We start from the raw sequence: 21,432 nt of genomic DNA on the forward strand, positions 1-21,432 counted from the left end.
ATTAAGGCAGCAATGTCTTAAGAATCTCCGTGGCTTTAGCCCGGAGAGTGTCAATGAGATAGACTTTGATTTGATTAAAAATGCTAAAATCGCTCCAACCCCAAAGCTTTTAGGCGTCTTTGATGACTTTCGACCTTCCTGACTCCCTAGTTGTTGACACTGCGCTCTCAGTAGCTGGGTTAACCGACTATATCCGCTTTTTGTTGGAGCAAGATCAGCAACTACGACAAGTTTGGGTGACGGGCGAAGTTTCTAGTGCTAACCATCATCGCAGTGGGTTATTTTTTACGCTACAAGACCCTGATGGTACGGCAGGAATTAAGTGTGTGGTATGGAATAGTCAATTGGCGAAAATTGCACAAATGCCAGTTCCTGGTGAACAGTTAATTATTTTAGGTAGTATTCGAGTTTATCCACAAAGGGGAGAGTATCAGTTGTCGGTTTGGCAGGCTTTACCTGCTGGTGTTGGTTTACAGGCGCTACGCTATCAACAACTCAAAAATCGCTTGCTGGCTGAAGGGTTATTTGATGCAGAACGCAAACGTCCTCTCCCGCCTCATCCCCAAACGATCGCAGTTGTCACTTCACCGACTGCGGCGGCTTGGGGCGATATTCAAAAAACCCTCAAGCAACGGTATCCTGGTTTACATGTTCTGTTTTCTCCGGCGACAGTCCAAGGTGAGCAAGCCCCAGAATCTATAGTCAAGGCAATTGGACGGGTAGAACGGGATGGACGCGCCGAGGTGCTAATTTTATCGCGGGGTGGAGGTGCGGTTGAGGAATTGGCTTGTTTTAATGATGAGCGGGTGGTGCGATCGCTTGCAAGTTGTTCGATTCCTGTGATTACTGGTATTGGTCATCAACGGGATGAATCTTTAGCAGATTTAGTAGCAGATGCTTGTGTGCATACTCCCACAGCTACTGCGGAAATGGCTGTGCCAGCCTTATCAGAGTTGTATATTCAACATCGCCAGCGAGTTGCGGCTTTACAGCAAGCAGTACATGACTCTACAATGACAGCTGCGAATCAACTGCAAGTATTACGTCACCGTTTGCGACGTTTGCGCTTAGATCGACAAGTACAGCAAGAGGCGCAACAGCTGATTTGGAAGCGGCAGCAACTACTGCAAGTAACGATGGGGCGATCGCAACAAGCAACGCAATATTTAGAAATGTTACGGCAAAAGTTGGCCAGTCTTGACCCTCAAGCCGTCCTGCAACGTGGTTATGCTGTGGTGAGGCAAAAAGATGGGGCGATTGCTCGTTCTACGACTGAGTTAATTGTGGGAGATGAGTTGTTGATTCAGTTGGGGCAAGGTGAGGTTAAAGTGAAAGTTATGGAAGTTAGAGATTAACGAACCCCCCTACGGGTTCGCCAGTCCCCCATCGTGACGGAAACCGCCAAGACGGGGGCTGGACTCACAAAGGCGCAAAGGGCACAAAGTTTGAATGGTTAAACGCAAGAATTCTTCTAGTTCTGAGTTAGTGACAGATTGGAGTTATGAGGCGAAGGTGGCCCAAATAGAGCAAATCATCGCTCGAATTGAGGCGGGAGAGTTGGATTTGGCTGATGTGTTTGACCAATTTGCTACTGCTGTTGAATATTTGCGTCAGTGCGAAAGTTTTTTGCAGCAGCGACAGCAACAGGTAGATTTATTGATTGAAACTTTGGGTGATGAGTAGAAATATTCCACTCAAGACAATAAATAACATTATTTTCACCTGAAGACTGATCATTAGGGTTGACGAGGGAACGTGGAGAAATTTTAATAATAAGTGATTGCCGGAACTTAATATAAGATTTAATTTAAATTTAGGACACAAACATGGACGATAAGCTGATGCTAATGATCCCTGGCCCTACTCCAGTGCCAGAAGCCGCCCTACTGGCATTAGCCAAGCACCCAATTGGACACCGTACTGGTGAATTTAGCAACATTCTGGCAGAGGTGACAGAAAATCTCAAATGGCTGCACCAAACTCAAAGCGATGTGCTAATGCTGAATGTCAGTGGTACGGGTGCTGTGGAAGCTGGAATCATTAATTTTCTCTCTCCAGGCGATCGCATTTTAGTTGGTTCAAATGGTAAGTTTGGTGAACGCTGGGTAGAAGTTGCTCAAGCTTACGGTTTGAATGTAGAAGAAATTACCGTCGAATGGGGAAAACCCTTAGACCCAGAGTTGTTTGCAGAAAAACTCCAAGCAGATAGCGAAAAGCAAATCAAAGCTGTCGTTATCACCCACAGCGAAACCTCAACGGGTGTTCTTAATGACCTGGAGACCATTAATCGTCATGTCAAAGAACACGGTGAGGCGTTAATTATTGTTGATGCCGTGACTAGTTTGGGTGCATTTAATCTCCCAGTAGAAGCTTGGGGCTTGGATATAGTCGCCTCCGGTTCTCAGAAAGGCTACATGATCCCACCTGGCTTAGGGTTTGTCTCTGTTAGCCCCAAATCTTGGGAAGCCTATAAAACCGCGAAATTACCGAAATATTATTTAGACTTAGGTAAATATCGCAAAGCCGCAGCCAAAAACACTACTCCCTTTACTCCACCTGTCAACATGATTTTTGCACTGCACAAGACGTTGCAAATCATGAAGGAAGAAGGCTTAGAATCGATATTTGCTCGCCACGACCGACTCAAGAATGCTACCCGTGCTGCTATTAAGGGGTTAAATTTACCCTTGTTTGCGGCTGATGGTAACGCTAGTCCAGCAATAACAGCTGTAGCACCACAAGGAATTGAAGCCGATAAAATTCGGTCGTTGATGAAAAAGCGTTTCGATATCGCCTTGGCTGGTGGTCAAGACCATCTCTCAAACAAAATTTTCCGCATTGGTCACTTGGGCTTTGTCAGCGATCGCGATATCCTCAGTTGTATCGCATCTTTAGAAGTTGCCCTCTTAGAACTTGGTTACGAAGACTTTACTCCCGGTTCTGGTGTAGCAGCAGCAGCTAAAGTATTTGCACAATAGTTATTAAAGAAGGGAACAGTTTTTCTGATTTCCTGTTTCCTTTTTAATGGTCATTGGTAAGTAATTAGAATAATCATAATCAAAAGAGCGAGTTAATAAAATAACTCGCTCTTTTAATCTATATGTAAATAAGTAGAAACCGCCAGAGTCAACTTCCCTATGTATTAACCTTGGAACAAGGTAGGGTGAATGTGACATACTTTAATTCTCCTGAATCAGCTATTCGTAGGCTACTATTACTGTAATTTGTACTCAGTGTTAGCCAAGAAATTAGCACGCACAATACATTTATTGATTTTGAATTTTGAATTTATCACCTAAGCCGTTTCTAGCCAATCATAAATTTGCTCTAACTGTTCTAGAGTAATTAACCCATATTGCCAAAGAATCATTGGTAAAGGCCCTGGATCTTGCTCTCGATGACGGAGTGCAACCGCCAACGAGGCTGTGGAAATTGCTAAATCCTCTTGTAAAAAATGAATTAGTCGGGAATAAGTTGTTGGTGACATTTGTATCTCACCTCCTTGCGTAGAGTGTATTGTCATATATTTAGTTCACTATTTCTCAGTAGGCAGTAGCCTGGATATTATCTGTTGCTGTACTGTTATCGAATATACACCCCAGTACAGTTTTTTGATCTGCATCTATATAGAGTTTTCTCACAGATAGTCTGGAAAAGATAACTTTATATATAGTGCAGTTTGTTTAGTATGGCTTCTAGATTCTCAAGCAGTATTTTTACCTGGTCATATTGGTTTCATCTCTATTTACTTCAGTGCTTGGTTTAATTACACATCCAGTAATAAAGATTCCATAGTTTATACTCCCTTATTGACGACTATTCACACTTACGTCAAAAGGAAGATTTTTACAACCCCACCTGAAAACTGTTATTGCAGCTTTAAGAAAGCAAGGTTTGATATCTATATACCAGAGTTTTTAAATAGTAGCCTTACTAGTGACCGTTTTACCACAATACGTGACATTTTTTACAAAAAAATCACAATATAATTTTTACTGGACTGTAATAGAGAAAGTATCCAAGTAGTTACCTATGTGTATTTACGGTTTTAAGAGACTCAATTTTAACTTTATCTCCTTCCTTCAACTTCAATTCAGCAGCTCGTCCAGACCGAAGTTCGATCACGGTGTCAATTGGTGTATCGGGCCCATAAGTAGGACAAGGCTCATTTTTACAAGGAAGTGCAGAAGCTTGAATAAATTTAACTATTCCATCCTTGAGAAAAACCATATCGAGAGGCACAGGTACATTTTTCATCCAGAACCTGACTGGTTGTGCTGAAGGAAATGCAAATAGCATTCCTCGGTCATTAGGTAAAGCAGGTCGATACATTAATCCTTTTGCTTGCTGTTCTGGTGTTTGTGTTACTTCCAACTGAATTACTGTGCCATCAGGAATAATAGCTTTCGCAGAAATTGGTAGTGTTTGACCCAAGTTGTCGAGTGCTGAAGTTGGAGAACTAGAAATGGTAATAGGAGGTTCCGCTGGTGATGGTAAAGAACAGCCCATGAGTATAACACCCAGCAACATCGACAACAAACCTGTCCAATGAATCATAATAGTGTTGATTTGGTAATTTAAATTTTGATTTTACAGAATTTAACCTGAAAAACCCACGCCTTTGAGTGTTAAAGTTCAAAAATAGCTGTGTTTAAGATTCCCTCAATACGTAACCTACGCCTCTCACAGTCTGAATTAGACGCTTTTGACCTTCTTCTTCAATTTTTAGACGCAAATATCGAATATACACCTCAATCACATTTGACTCACCCATGAAGTCGTAACCCCAAACATTTTCGAGAATTTGTTCGCGAGTTAATACCTCACGGGGATGTTCCATTAAGAATTTTAATAGTTCAAATTCTTTCATTGTCAAATCAATAGCCCGTCCGTTGTGTATTGCCCGGCGCGTTGCGATGTCTAAAATTAGATCTGCAAAGCGTAATTGCTCTGTAGTGTCAACATCAGGTTTAAGGTAGAGGCGAATCAGCTTTAAAAAGTCTTCAGAGCGATAAGGCTTGAGGATGTAATCATCAGCTCCAGCTTCTAGACAAGCTACACGATCATCAACTGTATCCCGTGCCATTAAAATTAGTACAGGCGATCGCGTACCAACGCTCCTTAAATTTTTACACAAAGAAAGTCCTGATTCTCCTGCCAGCATTCGGTCTAAAACTATTAAAGCAGGTTGGCGATCGCGGCAGTATTCCAAACCGCTTGTGGCATCATGAGCCAAAATCGCATCGTAACCAGCTTCTTGTAAATCGAAACAAAGCTGACTAGCCAGACTCTCATCAGTTTCAATCACCAAAACGCAAGGACTTTGAGCAACTGTCATAACAATTTGGGATATGAGGTTTTAGAACTTACAGACTTGAAAAAAGTCCGTAAATTAAGTTAAAAGTGCAATTACGAGCTTTTAGTGATGGAGGAATTTTGATTTGACATGCTGCCTAGTATGTTCTAGCACGTTCAGGGATCAGCCATCCTAATTCTCAAATGCAACTTAATAACTTAATCCAAATACCATACATATACCAGTGATTCTGGAAGGAATGGGGAATGGGGAATTGACAACTTGTACTAAGCAAAGTCGTACCCCTACGCTTAAGCAAGCCAGGCGCTAGCGTCTTTGACAAAAGAAGTATGGGAATAGTCACAAATGACAAATAACTCTTCCCTATGGCAATTCTACAGAAGTGGGTTTAGCAATATGTGGCAAGCCCCAACCTAGTTTTTCTCGTAAAATGCGGAAAAATTCTGGTGGTTGGAGGCGAATAAATTTGGCACTGTAGTGCGATCGCTCTAAGTGTACTCGATCCTCTTGGAAGATATAACATCCGCCATTGCCATCCACCACCATTACCAACCGAGCAATATTGACTGGATAAATATTAACTGGTTCAGTGTCTGGAAACACCAATGCCCTTGAAGCTAAAGAATGTGGACAAATAGGTATTAGCTGCAAGACTGGTACTCCAGGGGCCACTACTGGCCCGCCAGCACTTAATGAATAAGCAGTGGAACCAGTCGGTGTTGAGACAATCACACCATCTGCGGCAATATCCACTGGTGCGTGATACCCCACAGCAATTTCAAAATGGCACATAGAGGTCAATGGTTCTCGATGCAACACCATTTCATTCAAGCAAAGGGCTTCCCATAATAGCGATTCTCCTCGAATCACTTTCACGCTCAGCATTGCTCGCTCTTCAATTTCATACTCACCCGCCATCACCTGCTCTAATGCTTGAGGCAATTGGTTGAGGTAAGCTTCTGTGAGAAATCCCATATGACCAGTATTCACCGCCAGCAACGGAACACCGCAGGCTGCTACCTGGCGTGACGCTGCTAACACAGTGCCATCTCCTCCCAGTACAATCGCAAATTTCATGTCTGAGTCAAAACCAGGAGGTATCAGGCCATCAATTGGGGTGTGGCAAACTGGACTCTCTGGGTTAGAGTAGCCCAGAATGCCACCGACACTCGTTGTGATGCATACATTCCAACCGGCTGCGGTTAGCTTGTCTTTTAGCTCGATAGCGACTCGACCCGCTACCGGTTTAACGTCATTGTAGATAATGCCTGCTTTCGGCACACTCAAATATCCAAGTATAGGCGATGCTCTGTCTTTTGTAATAGTTACACATTTTGGACAGTGTAGTCATTAGTCAATAGTCAAAAGTCCAGAGTTCATTGACTACTAACTATTGACTGTTGACTTTTTTTAAGGGAGTTTTTTTAGACTGCTTTTTGGTTTTGTTTTTTTCGTAGTCTAACTCCTTCAGCTTTTTCATAATCCGGCTGAAGTATTCTTGCAGGTAACTCTCTAAGGTTGTGGTTTGCTGTTTATCTAATCCAAAAACTGTATATGTCTCATCCATTGAGGCATTCAATGGTTTACCACTAGCCAACACTTCGGTAAATGCTAGTCTGTCTGCTACGTTCCACCCCCACTGAAAGAAGCGCATACAGCTTCGCACGGTACGCAGTAAGTTGATTGGCATCCGTGTTACCCTGGCGTCTTTGCCGGATAAACGTTCGCACAGATTAATAATTTCCTCTGCACTCCAAGCACGAGTACCTACCACAGGAAAAACTTGGTTTTCTGTTTCTGGCACACTCAAAGCACGAATACCAAACTTAGCAATGTCTTGAGTATCCATGTAGGCTACAGGAGAAGACTCACCACTCACCCAAACTGGTTGTCCTTCTAAAATGGGAATCCCATACTGACCGATTAACCCTTGCATGAAGCCAGCTAACCTTAAAATGGTGTAGTTCAAGCCCGATTCAGTTAAAAACAGTTCTGTACACCGCTTAATTTCCATCAGTGGCACTTCTGGGTATTTTTCAGCATCCAGAATTGAAAAGAAAATAAAGCGTTCTACACCTGCTGCTTTTGCAGCTTGAATTAATGCTACTTTACCGTCCCAATCTACTTGTCTAATGCTCAGTGAATCTGTCGGACGAGATGTTGCTGCGTCAATGACTGCGGTTACACCTTCCAATGCTGCTGGCAGGGTTTGAGGAAAACACAAATCTCCTGGTACGAGTTCTGCACCCCATTCTTTCAAAAAAGCTGCTTTTTTACTACTCCGAACAAGACAGCGTACCTTATACCCCTCATCGATAGCACGACGAGCCACTTGTCTTCCTAAGGTGCCAGTAGCACCGACAATTAATAATGTCATGAGGGCTGTTATAAATCTTAAATGTTTTATGAAAAGAATCTTAACAGAATTATACATGTAAACAAAAGTTTACACTCTTTCTCAGAAAATGGTGTTAAACAACTAAAGGCTAGAAAAAGCGTTGTCCGGTTGGCGGACAAGCTGCTTTTTCAGAAAGGGAAAACCCTTTGCTGCTTAAAGGGGGGGATAACTTAGTGGGATTATTCTTCTGAACCCTGAATCTTTAATAGCAACGCGCCCAAAGCCCAGCCCACAAAGATTAAACTGAAAGACAACAGAGCTGCATTAAAAATTTCGCCACCCATTGATGTGAGTCTCCTTTGCGAATTCATTTATGTAAACTAAGTCTACAGAAGCTTTGTGATAGCATCTGTGGGATTAGACCCGTGTAAATAATTCTAAACTAGTTTGGTGGTTAATCCCTAGTGTTGGGGAATTGGGGATTGGGAACCTGCGCTTAAGCAAACTACGCGTAGTATCTGCGACAGGAGAAGTATGGGGGATAGTGCGGTGAATATGTATCAAGTGAATCAAGGTCAGATGAGAGTTTTTTCGCATCAGGAAAGTCGGCCGCGTTTGGCGCTGACGTTGGGAGATCCGGCGGGAATTGGGCCAGAGGTGATTTTGAAGGCTTTGGTAGATGTGGAAATCCGGCAAAAATATGACGTGACAGTATTGGGAAACCGGGATATACTAACACAAACTTATCAAAAACTGAACTTAACAGAGAATTTAGTCCCTTTGCTAAATCCAGATCAGTTGTCAGTTATTGATGTGGATTTAGATCAGGAAATTGCAAATGAAATTATTACAGGAATAGGCAATATGGCGAGTGGTGCGGCTAGTTTCGCCTACATGGAACAGGCGATCGCCCGGACACTTGCTGGTGAATTTGATGGTATTGTTACAGGCCCGATCGCCAAATCTGCTTGGAAAGCCGCAGGTTACAATTATCCAGGACAAACAGAACTCTTAGCCCAAAACTCAGGTGTTGAGCGCTTTGGGATGTTATTTGTGGCGCGATCGCCCCACACTAGCTGGACACTCCGCACATTACTAGCCACCACACATATTCCTTTATGTCAAGTAGCTCAGACATTGACACCGCAGTTACTCACAAAAAAACTGGATTTGCTGGTGGAGTGTTTAGAAAAAGATTTTGGGATAGAAAAAGCGAGAATTGCGATCGCAGGTTTAAATCCCCACAGTGGCGAAATGGGACAACTCGGAACCGAGGAACAAGATTGGTTGATTCCGTGGTTAGAACAAGAACGAATAAATCGACCACAGTTACAGTTAGATGGGCCGATACCGCCAGATACAATGTGGGTGAAACCAGCTCAAGCTTGGTACGGGAATTCTCATATTCAAAATCCAGCGGATGCTTACTTGGCACTTTACCATGACCAAGGTTTGATTCCTGTGAAGCTGATGGCGTTTGATCGAGCGGTTAATACTTCCATTGGTCTTCCCTTCGTGCGGACTTCACCGGATCATGGAACAGCCTTTGATATCGCAGGTAAAGGAATTGCTGATGCTACGAGTATGAAAGCAGCGATCGAGTTAGCGGCTGAATTAGTCAGTCAGAGGTTAGCTGTGAGACAATGCGAAGACAAAAGTATTAGCGGCGATCGCGACTAGATTTCTTAGCTTAACATGCCATTAGGCAAATAAGTGCTTACATAACATCATGGCTCAGACTATAGCTCCAGCGACACCTCCAATGGAAGGTTCTCGACTTGTTCTTTACGACATTAGTTGGGAAATGTACGAAAAGCTTTTAGAAGTTTTTGCGGAGCATCCCACTCCCCGAATAACCTACTATCAGGGAACTCTCGAACTAATGACACCCCTACCAGAACATGAAAGATATAGCTGGACTCTCGGACGGCTAGTAATTGTACTTTCTGAAGAGCTAGGGTTGGAAATTCTCGGTTTGAAATCTACGACATGGCGTTCAAAACCCAAAGCTGCTGGTAAAGAAGCGGACGAATGTTTTTATATTCAAAATGAAGCCTTAATGCGTGGCAAATTAAAGATTGATTTGAAAGTAGATCCACCACCTGATTTAGTTATTGAAATTGATGTAACTAATTTATCAATTGATAAAATGGCTATATATGAAGCATTAAAAATGCCTGAAGTTTGGCGATTTAATCAAGGTAAGTTAACAGTTAATATTCTGACTGATGCGGGTTATATGCAGTCAGAAACAAGTTTAGCGTTTGGCTTATTTCCTATAAAAGAACTGGTAAGATTTATACAACCAGACTCTGAAAAAGGTGAAAATGCCAGACTACAAGAGTTTAGAAAATGGGTGCGATCGCAGTTAACAACATAGAAATTCTCAAATATTACACAACAGATTCACTAATTCGCAGTCCCATAATTACTAAGTCGCGTTCAACCCCATCAAGTTCTGCAACTTGAGGCAAATGTCCCCAAGTTTGAAAGCCAAAACTTTCAAAAAGCTTTAAACTAGGTTGATTGTGGGCAAAAATAAAACCTACCAGAGTCTTGAAACCTAAACTATGTCCTTGGGTAATTGCTTGCGTTAGCAGTTGCCGTCCTAAACCACACCGCTGAAAAGCTGGGGCGATATAAATACTAATTTCGGCAGTTGTACTGTAAGCTGGCCGTCCGTAAAATGATTGGAAACTGAGCCATCCTGCAACTACTCCTTCAACTTCGACTACCCACAGGGGACGATGTGAAGGCGATCGCCCACCAAACCAAGCGAGGCGACTTTCTACAGACACTGGTTCTAAATCAGCTGTTGCCATGCGGCTAGGAATTGCAGCGTTATAAATTGCCACAATCATGGGCAAATCAGTTTCAAGGGCATGGCGAATAGTCATTGCTGCCGTCTCAGAGAAAATCTTGCAAAAATATTTAAAAATAATACAGCGTTAACACCAGTAATTCTATGGTTACTACAGTAATTATCACAGGTGCTTCCCAAGGAATTGGTAAAGCTACAGCACTTTTATTTGCTCGTAAAGGTTACGATATCGTCCTAGCAGCGCGACAGCCAGACCGTTTAGAATCAACAGCAGTTGAGATACGGAATCTTGGGCAAAAGGCACTAGCTGTTCCTACCGATGTCAGAAATGTAGAACAAGTGCAAGCCCTAGTAGAAAAGGCTTTAGATTTTTCCAACAATATCGATGTACTGATAAATAATGCTGGCATCTGTATGACTGGGCCAATAGAGAACACCTCATTGCAAGATTGGCAACAAATTATGGATACCAATTTTTGGGCATACCTTCACACTACTCAAGCACTACTGACCCACTTCTTACAAAGAGGTACTGGGACAATTGTAAATGTGGGGTCTATGGGAGGAAAAATACCTCTACCTTACATGACGGCTTACTGTACTAGCAAATATGCTGTCACCGGGTTTACAGATACTCTGCGACTGGAACTAAAGCCAAAAGGTATCCATGTGTGTGCAGTGCAACCCAGTGCAACGAGAAGTGACTTTATGGAAAGGGCGCAGTTTCGAGGGCAAGATGAAACACAAGCTCAAAAATATCGCCAGCAAATGAACAACTTGCTAGAAACGCAACTCACAAGTCAACCTGAAGATGTAGCCCAAGCAATTTGGGATGTAGTCAAGCATCAAAAAGATGAGATAATAGTTGGCTCAGCGTCAATTTTATCAACTGTTCATCGGTTATTTCCTGGTTTAACACAATGGGTTATGCAGTTATCAAGCCAAAAGTCTTGATCATCAATTTCAACATATATTAGGACTCACACAAAAACTCTCTTCAACCTTATTTCTCCGTGCCCTTTGCGTCCTCTGCGGTTGGTTTTTTTGTTCACATAATCAGGATTATATTTTTGTTAATCTTTTCCAAAAACCCAGGTTAAGTAACTTTCAAAACAAAAAGGAGTATTAAACAGTACTGAAATGAATTTAAGTCAGACAAAATTGTTTGTGCTTAGGAACAAAAACAAGTGTTGAAGAAAGTTGTCGTAATTGGGGCTATTACCCTACTGATTTTGGTAGTACCGCTGATGGGCAATGCTTTTGCTCAGATACCTGCTACTGCCCCACCTGCTGCCGATACTGGAGATACAGCATTTATGCTGATTTCATCGGCACTCGTTCTGTTGATGACACCAGGATTAGCATTCTTTTATGGTGGATTTGTCCGATCGCGCAACATTCTAAACACATTAATGATGAGCTTTGTGTTGATGGCGATCGTCGGTGTCACATGGATCTTGTGGGGCTATAGTCTTGCCTTTGCACCAGGTTTGCCGTTCATCGGTAGCTTACAATGGCTAGGTTTGAATGGTGTTGGGCTAGAAACAACCGATTATCTTAAAGGGTCGAACCCAGTAGAAGTTGTTTCTTATGCCGCTACAATTCCCCACCAAGCATACATGATTTATCAAGCTATGTTTGCCATTATCACCCCAGCTTTAATATCTGGGGCGATCGCTGAGCGGATGAGCTTTCGCGCCTATTGCTTATTTGTACTGCTGTGGTCAACCTTTATATACACTCCCCTAGCTCATATGGTATGGGCTAAAGGTGGATTCTTAGGCTTATCTGGTGGCTTGGGTGCCCTTGACTTTGCTGGTGGTACAGTTGTTCATATTAGTTCTGGGGTTTCTGCTTTAGTTGCTGCGATCGTCCTTGGCCCTCGCAAAACCCATCCCGATCGCCTCAGCCCACCGCACAATGTACCCTTTATTTTGTTGGGTGCTGGCTTACTCTGGTTTGGCTGGTTCGGCTTCAATGCTGGGAGTGCCTTATCTGTTGCTAGTGGAATTTCTGGTAATTTAGTCACAAATGTAGCAACATCAGCCTTTGTTGCTACTAACACAGCGGCGGCGGCGGCAGCTTTAATGTGGTTAATTTTGGAAGGAGTTTTGCGCGGTAAACCAACAGCAGTGGGAGCAGCAACAGGAGCTGTCGCGGGTTTAGTAGGTATCACCCCAGCAGCTGGATTTGTTACACCCTTATCAGCAATTTTAATTGGTTTCATCACCTCTTTTGTTTGCTTCTATGCAGTGAGTTTCAAGCACAAGCTGCAAATCGACGACGCTTTAGATACTTATCCTGTACATGGCGTTGGTGGTACTGTGGGCGCAATTTTAACAGCACTCTTTGCCACCGTCGAAGTTAACTCAGCAGGTAAAAATGGTGTATTGCGTGGTAATTTTAATGAATTGGGAGTAGAACTAGCAGCTATTGTAATTGCTTATGCGATCGCAGCTGTTGGTACTTGGATTATTCTCAAAATTATTGATGCCACGGTTGGTCTGCGAGTCAAAGAAGAAGCCGAATTCCAAGGTTTAGATATCAACGAACACGGCGAAGAAGGTTATAACTCCGAGTTTAGCGATCGTCCTATGTAGGGGCCGCGGGATGAGGAAAGACGCGGTGACGCAAAGAAAATTTCCCCATTACCCCTAATCCCTGCGGGAGCGGGGGCCCCAGTCTAGGCTGTTGACTTTGTTGGTTTTTAGGCGATTTTGCGGAAAATTATTCGTGTTCTTTTTTGTTTGTGGAAAAACGGCTGGAACAGCCGTTTTTCCACAAAAATAGTCAACACACTTTCTGCATGAACCCTTATGGGCAAAAGAGTACAAAGTTTACAGCCTAGCCCCAGTCTCTTATGGGTAGGTTTTTTAGATTTCGCGTTTTGGTTGACGCGGGGACACGGGGACGCGGGGACACGGGGACAGGGAGAAAGATTTCGGAACGAAAAAATAGGTTTTTTCAGACTGAATATGAAAAACCTGCCCTTGAAAGGGGGCCCGAGTTCCCCATTCCCAATTACAAAATGCCGCCCGGATATTTCTAGGCGGCAAGTAATTGTTAAAAATTAAAAAACTTAATTCTTTATCTTCCTACACCTAAATATTGGAATCCAGCTCTGACCATTGTTTCGGGATCAAGGTAGTTACGACCATCGATGATCACGGGATGACTCATCAGTTTCGCCATCTTGGCGTAGTCCAGAGTACTAAACTGTTGCCATTCGGTTACGAGAACCAGGGCATCACATCCATCAGCAAGTCTTTCAGCATCGGTTTCCACCAATACTCCAGAAAGACCGTGACGCAAGCCTGTTTGGGAAACAATTGGGTCGTAGGCTTTCACTTTCGCCCCTAATCGGTTGAGCTGTTCAATCAGGTTGAGTGCTGGGGCATCGCGCATGTCGTCTGTATCTGGCTTGAAGGTAAGACCTAGTAGTCCCACAGTTTTACCTTTGAGAATTTTGAGAACTTGCTGCAATTTTTCCAATGCTATTAGACGCTGGCGTTCGTTGACGCTAACGGCAGATTTGAGTAACTGGGCTTCGTAACCGTAGTCATCAGCAGTGTGAATTAAGGCAGCAACATCTTTAGGGAAGCAGGAACCACCCCAACCGATACCAGCTTGTAAAAACTTATTACCAATACGGGAGTCTAAACCGATGCCTTTAGCTACTTGAGTAACATCAGCACCGACGCGATCGCAAATGTTAGCAACTTCGTTAATAAAACTAATTTTAGTCGCCAAAAACGCATTAGCAGCGTATTTAATCATTTCTGCTGAGCTGAGGTCTGTAGCCAGAATTGGTACAGGAGGTAAAGATTGGTCAGCGGCATACTTGCGTTCGACAATTGGGGCATACAGTTCTTGCATTAAGGCGATCGCTTTTTGACTATTGCCGCCTAATACAATGCGATCGGGATTAAAGGTATCATAAACCGCTGAACCTTCACGCAAAAACTCAGGATTGCTAACTACATCGAAATGAGCCGCCATCTCAGGTAATTTATCTTCACTAGCCACTCCACCTGCGGGTACGAGTGTTTTCTGACGTTCTGCAATCCCATCTAAGACAATCATCCGCACCCAGTCACCAGAGCCAATGGGGACTGTAGACTTATTCACAATTACCTTGTAGCCACCGTTGAGATTTGCCCCAATGCCACGGGCGACAGCTTCTACATAACGGGTGTCGCTTTCACCGGTGGGTAGAGGTGGAGTTCCTACAGCAATAAACAGAATTTCGCCATGAGCTACTCCTGCGGCAAGATCTGTGGTGAAGTGGATCTTTTGAGTTTGAATAGCAGTCTGCATGATTTCTGAGAGTCCCGGCTCAAAAATAGGGGACTGTCCAGATTTCATGAGCTTGACTTTCTCTTCGTTATTGTCTACACAAATCACATCATGACCGATATGAGCTAAGCAAGCACCTGTAACTAAACCAACGTAACCAGTACCAATTACGCAAACACGCATTTTCTTTTACTCCTCGCTCTTATTGGGGTTAGTCTTCTAAAAAAAGTTGTTAGCACGCAACTTACAAACAAGCGGAAAATACCGCTACTTAATCACAGGCTTATAGGTCAAATTAGCCTGCACGAAAGTTCATAGCAGTGGGAAGCACTACTTAATAGCTTGATAGCTGAACGTCGCTTTTGATGCGATCGCGGAAATCTTCTATTGTCAGTTTTAACCCCTCTTGCAGAGGAATGGTAGGTTCCCAATTTAACAAGGTTTTAGCCTTTGTAATATCGGGACGGCGACGACGTGGATCGTCAGAAGGCAGCGGCTCAAACTGAATTTCTGCATCTGGGTTGACTAGATTTTGTACTGCCTTTGCCAATTCTAATATTGTATACTCATCAGGATTACCCAAATTTACTGGCCCGATGTAATCGCCATTCATCAACCGCATCAGTCCTTCTACTAGGTCAGATACGTAGCAAAAACTACGGGTTTGTGTACCTTCACCGTATACAGTTAAAGGAATACCTTGTAACGCTTGAACTACAAAGTTGCTAACTACACGACCATCGTTTTCAAACATCCGAGGGCCGTAAGTATTAAATATCCTGGCAACTCGAATCTCAACTTTATTTTGTCTGTAATAGTCAAATGCTAAAGTTTCAGCAATTCGTTTTCCTTCGTCGTAACAAGAACGCAGTCCTATGGGATTGACGTTACCTCTATATTCTTCAGTTTGGGGATGAATTTCTGGGTCTCCGTACACTTCGCTTGTGGAAGCTAACAAAAATCTAGCTTTCACACGCTTAGCTAAACCCAACATGTTCAACGTTCCCATCACGTTAGTTTTAACGGTTTTTACTGGGTTGTATTGGTAATGTACTGGAGAAGCAGGACAAGCCAAATGATAAATTTGATCTACTTCTAACCGAATTGGTTCGGTGATGTCGTGGCGGATCAGTTCAAAGTATGGATGATTCAGCCATTTGAGGATATTACGTTTATGTCCTGTGTAAAAATTATCTAAGCATATTACTTCATGCCTATCGGCTATTAGTCGGTCGATGAGATGGGAACCAATAAACCCAGCACCGCCCGTCACCAAAATTCTCATAGTTTCCCAGTTATTTACAGATATTTTCAGTAGATATTGAGCTTATTGTTAGATTACCCAAATTGGGTACAAAAACACAGAACGAAAAAGGTCAATATAAGTAAGTATTTTTGGGGTTGCCAATTTTCCTACAAATGCAATTTCGTTATGTTTGTATTTGCTTGCTAATCAATTTAACTAGCAAAATAACAAACATCGTCTAAAAAATGTCAGTTTTTTACTTAGAATTCATCAAATCTTCAACAAAATAAATTGTTTTAAAGCTAATAAAAGGAGTATTAAAACCAAGAAAAAACTTCATGTACTAAATATAGGAGCTTGAAAATGGGGAGTGGGGGAAGATAATCTGTTGGAGATTTAAGTTGCAGTTCAAATCGCCAGAAACACGCAAAGACGCGAAATCTCAAAAAGCTACACCTACCTGTTAGGTAGAGAGTAGTCATTGTGTTGTGGTGAGACTATGGCTGTTGTTTGAGTGCGTTGTGGTTCTCCTAGCATGACAATTGAGCATGTAAGTTGCTTAGCCAACTGGGTTGTGACATCACTAACCGCTAATCCTCCAGGACTAGTACGATTACGGATAACTGGTAAAACTACGAGATCATATAATCGCGCTGCTTGTAAAATCGCTTGAGCAACGTTTTCATGAGCGATGATTTGAATTTCCGGGGCATTTGACGCGGCTAATTTAGACACCAACAAAGATAAATGCGATCGCCTCCAAGCAATTTTACTGGCACTGGTGCGGCGATCGCATACATTTAATACAGTCACTTGGGCTTGATTTACCTCTGCTAGCATTTGGGCAAAATACACAGGTTGTAGTGCCGGGGCGATTAAATTTTCTAATGGTACTAAGATTCGCTGAATTTTTTTGGGGGATTCTACTATCCTTGTGACTGCGACTGGACAATGGGATGCCCAAAGAACGTTATCAATAACGTTGCCAAATAAACGCGCTCGCAAACCAGTACGTTTACCCCAACCCATGATAATTAAATTCGCTTTTTGTTCGCGAGCAGATCTGCTAATGCCTTGAGCAAAAGCATCATCGATTCGCAGCAATGGTTCGGCACTCACGCCCATGACACGGCTTTGAACAGTAGCCTTGGCTAATAATTGTTCGCTTCGTTGCATAGAAGCTTCTAATTGGGGTGCATCCATGTGAGCAACAGATGTAGCGATCGCTAGTGGTATAATTCTGCCATTTGCTTGCCGTGCTAGTAGTGCTGCCATTTCAATCAAATACTGCTGGGTCTGAGGATTGTAAATGGGTACAACTATAGTAAAAGCAGTATTTGTTTTCTCTACTTTCTGCTCAGGTAAAATTGTTAGTGCTGATTCCTCGGTTGTTGAGGCAGTTAAACCAACAGCAACTTGACTTGTAATCAACGGCCCCAAGGTTGAAGTTACGAGCATTAAAACAACAATACTGTTTAATATTTCTAAAGGCAGTAACCCAGCTTGATACCCTACTAACGTTGCTGCTAATGTTGTACCCACTTGAGGGACTGACAGTGACCACATCGTTAGTATTTCCTGCCAGTTATAGCGGTAAGCCAATTTTGCCAAAAAAGCTGCGATGAATTTACTGGTAATTAAACCAAGTACAATCAACAAGGTGATTTTGAGCGTACCCAAACTATTGACCCAGGCAGATAGATTGATCGTCAAACCTAAATTTACAAAGAAAATGGGAATGAACAGCACACTGCCAATAAACATCACCTTTTCTTTGACTGGCCCTTCGCCAACTGCCTCATTCACTGCCAGACCTGCCAAAAAAGCACCCACAATTGTTTCTATACCAATCAATTGAGCGCCTACAGCAGCAAGAAATACAGCCAGCAATACAAATAGAAACTTGTTACCTTCGTCGTCTCCTGAACGCCGAAAAAACTCTTTGCCTACCCAATCAAGACCTGCCAAAACGGCAACAGAGTAGACAGTTAACCAACCCGATAAGGTTAGTAACTGAGCTAAGCTGAATGTTCCAGCATGAGCGATCGCCACACAAATAGCCAGTATAATGACTACGCCAATATCTGTAAAAATCGTAGCGCCAATTGTGACGGTGACTGCTTCGTTGTTGACTACTCCTAAGCGATGAATAATAGGATATGCCAAAAGCGTATAGGAACTAAATAAAGAGCCAATTAATATAGAAGTATTCCAACTCAAGCCTAAAATCTGTCCAATTAAAGCCCCCATAACTAGGGAGACACCAAAGGTAAAGGTACTAAACCCAAAGGAACGACCCCTCCGGCGACGGAAGTGTTCAAGATCAAGTTCTAGCCCTGCTACAAACATCAAATAGATTAGGCTGATATTTGATAGCAATTTAATCATTGATTCTTCAGGCTGAAATAAACTCCAGCCGGAGGGGCCAAGTACTAGCCCAGAGAAAACCAATCCCACTAATCCTGGTAATCTTAGACGCTCAAATAATATGGGTACAACTAAGATAACCACCAGCAAAATAGCATAAGGAACAATCGGTTCCTTGCTGAGGATTTGGGAAGTTGGTTCCAAAGCAAGAACTTGTAGCATGAGTGCCATCAGGTAGGACTTGAAGAGGTGATGGGAAAGCAGTGATTATTCTTGATATACAGCAGATAGCAGGTAAATGAGGTACAAATTTTAAGAACAAAGTCGTACAAAAAGACTTTCAATCCTGTTAAGCGTTCCCTGCTGTAATCACCCGCTCGATACAACTGTAGTAGCGACCTGACTAAAAAGACAAAAATCCAAGATTACAATACCTAAGCAATCGTCTTGTAATTAACTATCTATGGGTGGATTTGACTCAAAATAAACCGCAAGCGATCGTAATCGTCTTTAAGCAATACACTCAGGGTACGTCCAGCTTTAATTAGCCATTCTCGGTCAGCTTTGCGTAACTGGTAAACTTCTCGAATGGCAGCCGCTGCTAAAGATTCGACTGGCGCACCGTTGACACAAAGCAGTGTCCGCAGAAAATCCAGTTCATCAGTGAATTTGATGATTGCTTGGGCTTCACATTGATAAACGGCTTGATGAATTTGCGGTGGGCGAGGTGGTAAATACTGATACACCCTTGGATTTGCACCTGAAATTACAGACGATTGCTTAAATCCCACGATCGCCGCTCGAAATTCAGTTCTCAGCATAGCAAATATTTGGGGTTGTTCCTCGCGTAAGTCTTGCAAGGACAACCCCAATGCTCTGGCTCTATGTACAGAATCTATGGGCATAGTTGTAGCGTAATATACTACTGCGTAAATTTGATTGCCCGATTCTTCATCCAGAGAACAGACCCAACTACCAAATGGTGGCATAGAGGGAAAGCTCAAATCTTCTGGTTCTAGACACTGAGCTAGAAATTCAGTAGTAGTAGTCTCGATCACCTCTGCAATATGATTAGGGTGGCGATCGTCAGTAGCAAATTGTGGTAGGGGAAGGCGCATAATAATTAATAGTCATCAGTCATTTGTCATTAGTCCTCTGTCATTTGCTAAGGACTAATGACTAAGGACTAATCTATTTTGCTTTCTTGCGTCCAGCTGTGGTCTCTACAAGTTCTAATTCGCTGAGACGGAAAGTAACTAATTTATCCCAATTACCACCTTCAAATAATACAGCTACTTTACCATCACTCACCCGCTGCACAAGTCCTTCATAACGATAGTAAGTATCAGCGGGATTTTTGACGCGAACAGTTGCTCCAGGCAGGATCATAATTTTTAGCCTCGCTTGTTTCCTGATTAATAGCTTAATGCTTCTTAATGGTCATTAGTCATTAGTCCTTTGTCCTCAGTTCTTAACAAATGACAAATGACCAAGGACGAATTAATAATACTTCTGCCGTTGTCGAAAATTTGCTACCGATTCTACGATTCCTAGAGAAATGAAGTTAGTCAGCATGGCAGAACGTCCATAACTCATCCAGGGTAAGGGAATCCCTGCTACTGGGGCTAAGCCAACAGTCATACCTACGTTGACAATCAACTGAAACACAATCATCGACAAAACACCAATCGCCAACAGCGAACCAAAGTTGTCTTTAGCGGTTTGGGCTACATGCAATAGGCGCAGGCAAATTAAGCAGAAGATAGATAACACTACTAAACAACCCACAAAACCAAATTCTTCGCCTACTGCCGAGAAAATGAAGTCTGTGTGCTGTTCTGGCACGAAATTGAGTTGCGTCATTGGGCCCTTAAATAAACCCCATCCCCAAATTTCACCTGCACCAATAGCAATACGCGATTGAATTAAGTGATATCCAGCACCAAGAGGATCGTGATCGGGGTTGATAAATACACTCAGGCGGTCTTTCTGGTATTCTTTCAACACATGATTCCAAGCAAAGACGCCTAATTCACCGCCAAGCATATTCATCGCCGATGCAACTATACCATTGAGGGCAAACCGACGCCAAGGGAGAGTCAGCCAACCGAGAATACCCATGGCGACTACCCAAACTAGCCCCAAAGGCCCAAAAGAAAGTTCTTGGAATAAAACGATTGGCTTTGCTAAAGGCCAAGAAATACTAAACAAAACGGCAGCAACCACAGGAGAAATCATCAAAATTAACCAGCCTGGGTTAGCATTTGCCCAGTAGAGCATCCCTAAAACGATCGCACCAAATACAAGTGATGTTGCTAAATCTGGCTGTAAAAATACTAGCCCCCAAGGTATGGCTGTGATTGCTAGCACACGGAAAACACTTTCGAGCTTAGAAGCTGTGCGCTTGTGCAACAAAGCTGCTAAAGTGATAATCATTCCTACTTTGGCAAACTCCGAGGGTTGGACGTTAAAGCCAGCAATATTAATCCATCGCTGTGCCCCTTTAGCGCTGGTACCAGCAATCATCACAGCAATCAGGCTAGCGTTAGTTAGGGCGTATGTTACCCAGTGCCACTGCATCAGGTGTTCATAACGGATGCGAGCTAAAAACAGGGCAATCAAAACACCAATACCAGCCACTAGCCAGTGCCACCACCAATCTGTCACAGGCTGCTTCAGTTCCGTACTGAGAATCATGACGCCGCCAAATATGCTAATACCAATAGGTAAACAAAATAGCAACCAATCTACCTGCTGCCAGGGTTTAACCCAGGACTTCCAGCGAACTTTAGGAAGTGAGCGTTTTAATAACATTGTGTGATTTTAGACTTTACTTTATCTTTATAAATCTTAAATATGGAAATTGGGAACTTGTACTGAGCGGAGTCGAAGTATGGGGAATTGGCAAGAGGACGCGGGGACGCGGGGACGCGGAGAAATTTTTTCCCTCACTCCCTCATCTCCCGGTTGGTGAGCGGAGTCGAACCACATCTTCCCAGTCCCCAGTCCCCAGTCCCCAGTCCCCAGTCCCCAGTCCCCAGTCCCCA

The 21,432-nt window shown here is 43.0% G+C and carries 20 protein-coding genes; 7 read left to right on the forward strand and 13 right to left on the reverse strand.

Going from position 1 to position 21,432, the window contains the following annotated elements; all coding sequences use genetic code 11:
* Positions 1-122 precede the first annotated feature (122 nt).
* From xseA to AC5JMF_RS18520, 3 genes are all read left to right on the forward strand, one after another.
* The gene (gene xseA, locus AC5JMF_RS18510) at positions 123-1,355 is read left to right on the forward strand and encodes an exodeoxyribonuclease VII large subunit (RefSeq protein ID WP_495797188.1); all 1,233 of its coding nucleotides are present in this window, start codon (positions 123-125) and stop codon (positions 1,353-1,355) included.
* A gap of 94 nt (positions 1,356-1,449) precedes the next feature.
* Positions 1,450-1,683 carry an exodeoxyribonuclease VII small subunit gene (gene xseB, locus AC5JMF_RS18515; protein WP_495797189.1) on the forward strand — a complete coding sequence of 78 codons (234 nt, stop codon included), beginning with the start codon at positions 1,450-1,452 and terminating at the stop codon, positions 1,681-1,683.
* Between the two features lie 143 nt (positions 1,684-1,826).
* Positions 1,827-2,978, forward strand: coding sequence for a pyridoxal-phosphate-dependent aminotransferase family protein (locus AC5JMF_RS18520; RefSeq protein ID WP_495797190.1), 1,152 nt, complete (start codon positions 1,827-1,829; stop codon positions 2,976-2,978).
* Positions 2,979-3,295: 317 nt separating this feature from the next.
* Here AC5JMF_RS18520 and AC5JMF_RS18525 read toward each other — a convergent pair whose 3' ends face one another.
* The 6 genes from AC5JMF_RS18525 to petM form a co-directional block, all read right to left on the reverse strand.
* The gene (locus AC5JMF_RS18525) at positions 3,296-3,523 is read right to left on the reverse strand and encodes a DUF2949 domain-containing protein (RefSeq protein WP_495797191.1); all 228 of its coding nucleotides are present in this window, start codon (positions 3,521-3,523) and stop codon (positions 3,296-3,298) included.
* A gap of 503 nt (positions 3,524-4,026) precedes the next feature.
* Positions 4,027-4,557: a DUF192 domain-containing protein gene (locus AC5JMF_RS18530; RefSeq protein WP_495797192.1), complete on the reverse strand. Its 531-nt coding sequence runs from the start codon at positions 4,555-4,557 to the stop codon at positions 4,027-4,029.
* A gap of 94 nt (positions 4,558-4,651) precedes the next feature.
* Positions 4,652-5,338 carry a response regulator transcription factor NblR gene (gene nblR, locus AC5JMF_RS18535; protein ID WP_495797193.1) on the reverse strand — a complete coding sequence of 229 codons (687 nt, stop codon included), beginning with the start codon at positions 5,336-5,338 and terminating at the stop codon, positions 4,652-4,654.
* A gap of 342 nt (positions 5,339-5,680) precedes the next feature.
* A complete protein-coding gene (locus AC5JMF_RS18540) occupies positions 5,681-6,598 on the reverse strand; it encodes an NAD(+) kinase (protein WP_495797194.1) in 918 nt (305 codons plus the stop codon).
* A 109-nt stretch (positions 6,599-6,707) separates the two neighbouring features.
* The gene (locus AC5JMF_RS18545) at positions 6,708-7,694 is read right to left on the reverse strand and encodes an SDR family oxidoreductase (protein WP_495797195.1); all 987 of its coding nucleotides are present in this window, start codon (positions 7,692-7,694) and stop codon (positions 6,708-6,710) included.
* A gap of 200 nt (positions 7,695-7,894) precedes the next feature.
* A complete protein-coding gene (gene petM / locus AC5JMF_RS18550) occupies positions 7,895-7,999 on the reverse strand; it encodes a cytochrome b6-f complex subunit PetM (protein ID WP_495797196.1) in 105 nt (34 codons plus the stop codon).
* Between the two features lie 211 nt (positions 8,000-8,210).
* On the opposite strand from petM, the gene pdxA reads away from it, so the two are divergent.
* Both pdxA and AC5JMF_RS18560 read left to right on the forward strand, forming a co-directional pair.
* The gene (gene pdxA / locus AC5JMF_RS18555; protein ID WP_495797205.1) at positions 8,211-9,335 is read left to right on the forward strand and encodes a 4-hydroxythreonine-4-phosphate dehydrogenase PdxA; all 1,125 of its coding nucleotides are present in this window, start codon (positions 8,211-8,213) and stop codon (positions 9,333-9,335) included.
* 49 nt (positions 9,336-9,384) lie between these two features.
* Positions 9,385-10,035: a Uma2 family endonuclease gene (locus AC5JMF_RS18560; RefSeq protein WP_495797197.1), complete on the forward strand. Its 651-nt coding sequence runs from the start codon at positions 9,385-9,387 to the stop codon at positions 10,033-10,035.
* 13 nt (positions 10,036-10,048) lie between these two features.
* Here the strand turns inward: AC5JMF_RS18560 and AC5JMF_RS18565 are convergent, their stop codons facing one another.
* The gene (locus AC5JMF_RS18565; RefSeq protein WP_495797198.1) at positions 10,049-10,552 is read right to left on the reverse strand and encodes a GNAT family N-acetyltransferase; all 504 of its coding nucleotides are present in this window, start codon (positions 10,550-10,552) and stop codon (positions 10,049-10,051) included.
* A gap of 68 nt (positions 10,553-10,620) precedes the next feature.
* On the opposite strand from AC5JMF_RS18565, the gene AC5JMF_RS18570 reads away from it, so the two are divergent.
* Both AC5JMF_RS18570 and AC5JMF_RS18575 read left to right on the forward strand, forming a co-directional pair.
* Positions 10,621-11,430: an SDR family NAD(P)-dependent oxidoreductase gene (locus AC5JMF_RS18570; protein WP_495797199.1), complete on the forward strand. Its 810-nt coding sequence runs from the start codon at positions 10,621-10,623 to the stop codon at positions 11,428-11,430.
* A gap of 293 nt (positions 11,431-11,723) precedes the next feature.
* On the forward strand, positions 11,724-13,076 hold the full coding sequence (locus AC5JMF_RS18575; RefSeq protein WP_495797206.1) for an ammonium transporter: 1,353 nt from the start codon (positions 11,724-11,726) through the stop codon (positions 13,074-13,076).
* 487 nt (positions 13,077-13,563) lie between these two features.
* Here the strand turns inward: AC5JMF_RS18575 and AC5JMF_RS18580 are convergent, their stop codons facing one another.
* The 6 genes from AC5JMF_RS18580 to rodA form a co-directional block, all read right to left on the reverse strand.
* Positions 13,564-14,955 (reverse strand): UDP-glucose dehydrogenase family protein, encoded by a 1,392-nt coding sequence (locus AC5JMF_RS18580; RefSeq protein ID WP_495797200.1) that lies wholly within the window; start codon positions 14,953-14,955, stop codon positions 13,564-13,566.
* A 151-nt stretch (positions 14,956-15,106) separates the two neighbouring features.
* Complete coding sequence (locus AC5JMF_RS18585; RefSeq protein WP_495797201.1) at positions 15,107-16,057, reverse strand: UDP-glucuronic acid decarboxylase family protein; 951 nt, start codon at positions 16,055-16,057, stop codon at positions 15,107-15,109.
* 417 nt (positions 16,058-16,474) lie between these two features.
* Positions 16,475-18,616, reverse strand: a complete 2,142-nt coding sequence (locus AC5JMF_RS18590; protein ID WP_495797202.1) for a cation:proton antiporter domain-containing protein — start codon at positions 18,614-18,616, stop codon at positions 16,475-16,477.
* A gap of 230 nt (positions 18,617-18,846) precedes the next feature.
* Positions 18,847-19,503 (reverse strand): HAS-barrel domain-containing protein, encoded by a 657-nt coding sequence (locus AC5JMF_RS18595; RefSeq protein ID WP_495797203.1) that lies wholly within the window; start codon positions 19,501-19,503, stop codon positions 18,847-18,849.
* Positions 19,504-19,576: 73 nt separating this feature from the next.
* Positions 19,577-19,774, reverse strand: coding sequence for an NAD(P)H dehydrogenase subunit NdhS (locus AC5JMF_RS18600; protein ID WP_094351697.1), 198 nt, complete (start codon positions 19,772-19,774; stop codon positions 19,577-19,579).
* Between the two features lie 111 nt (positions 19,775-19,885).
* Positions 19,886-21,199, reverse strand: a complete 1,314-nt coding sequence (rodA, locus tag AC5JMF_RS18605; RefSeq protein WP_495797204.1) for a rod shape-determining protein RodA — start codon at positions 21,197-21,199, stop codon at positions 19,886-19,888.
* Positions 21,200-21,432: the final 233 nt, after the last annotated feature.

The organism is Desmonostoc vinosum (assembly GCF_059505385.1).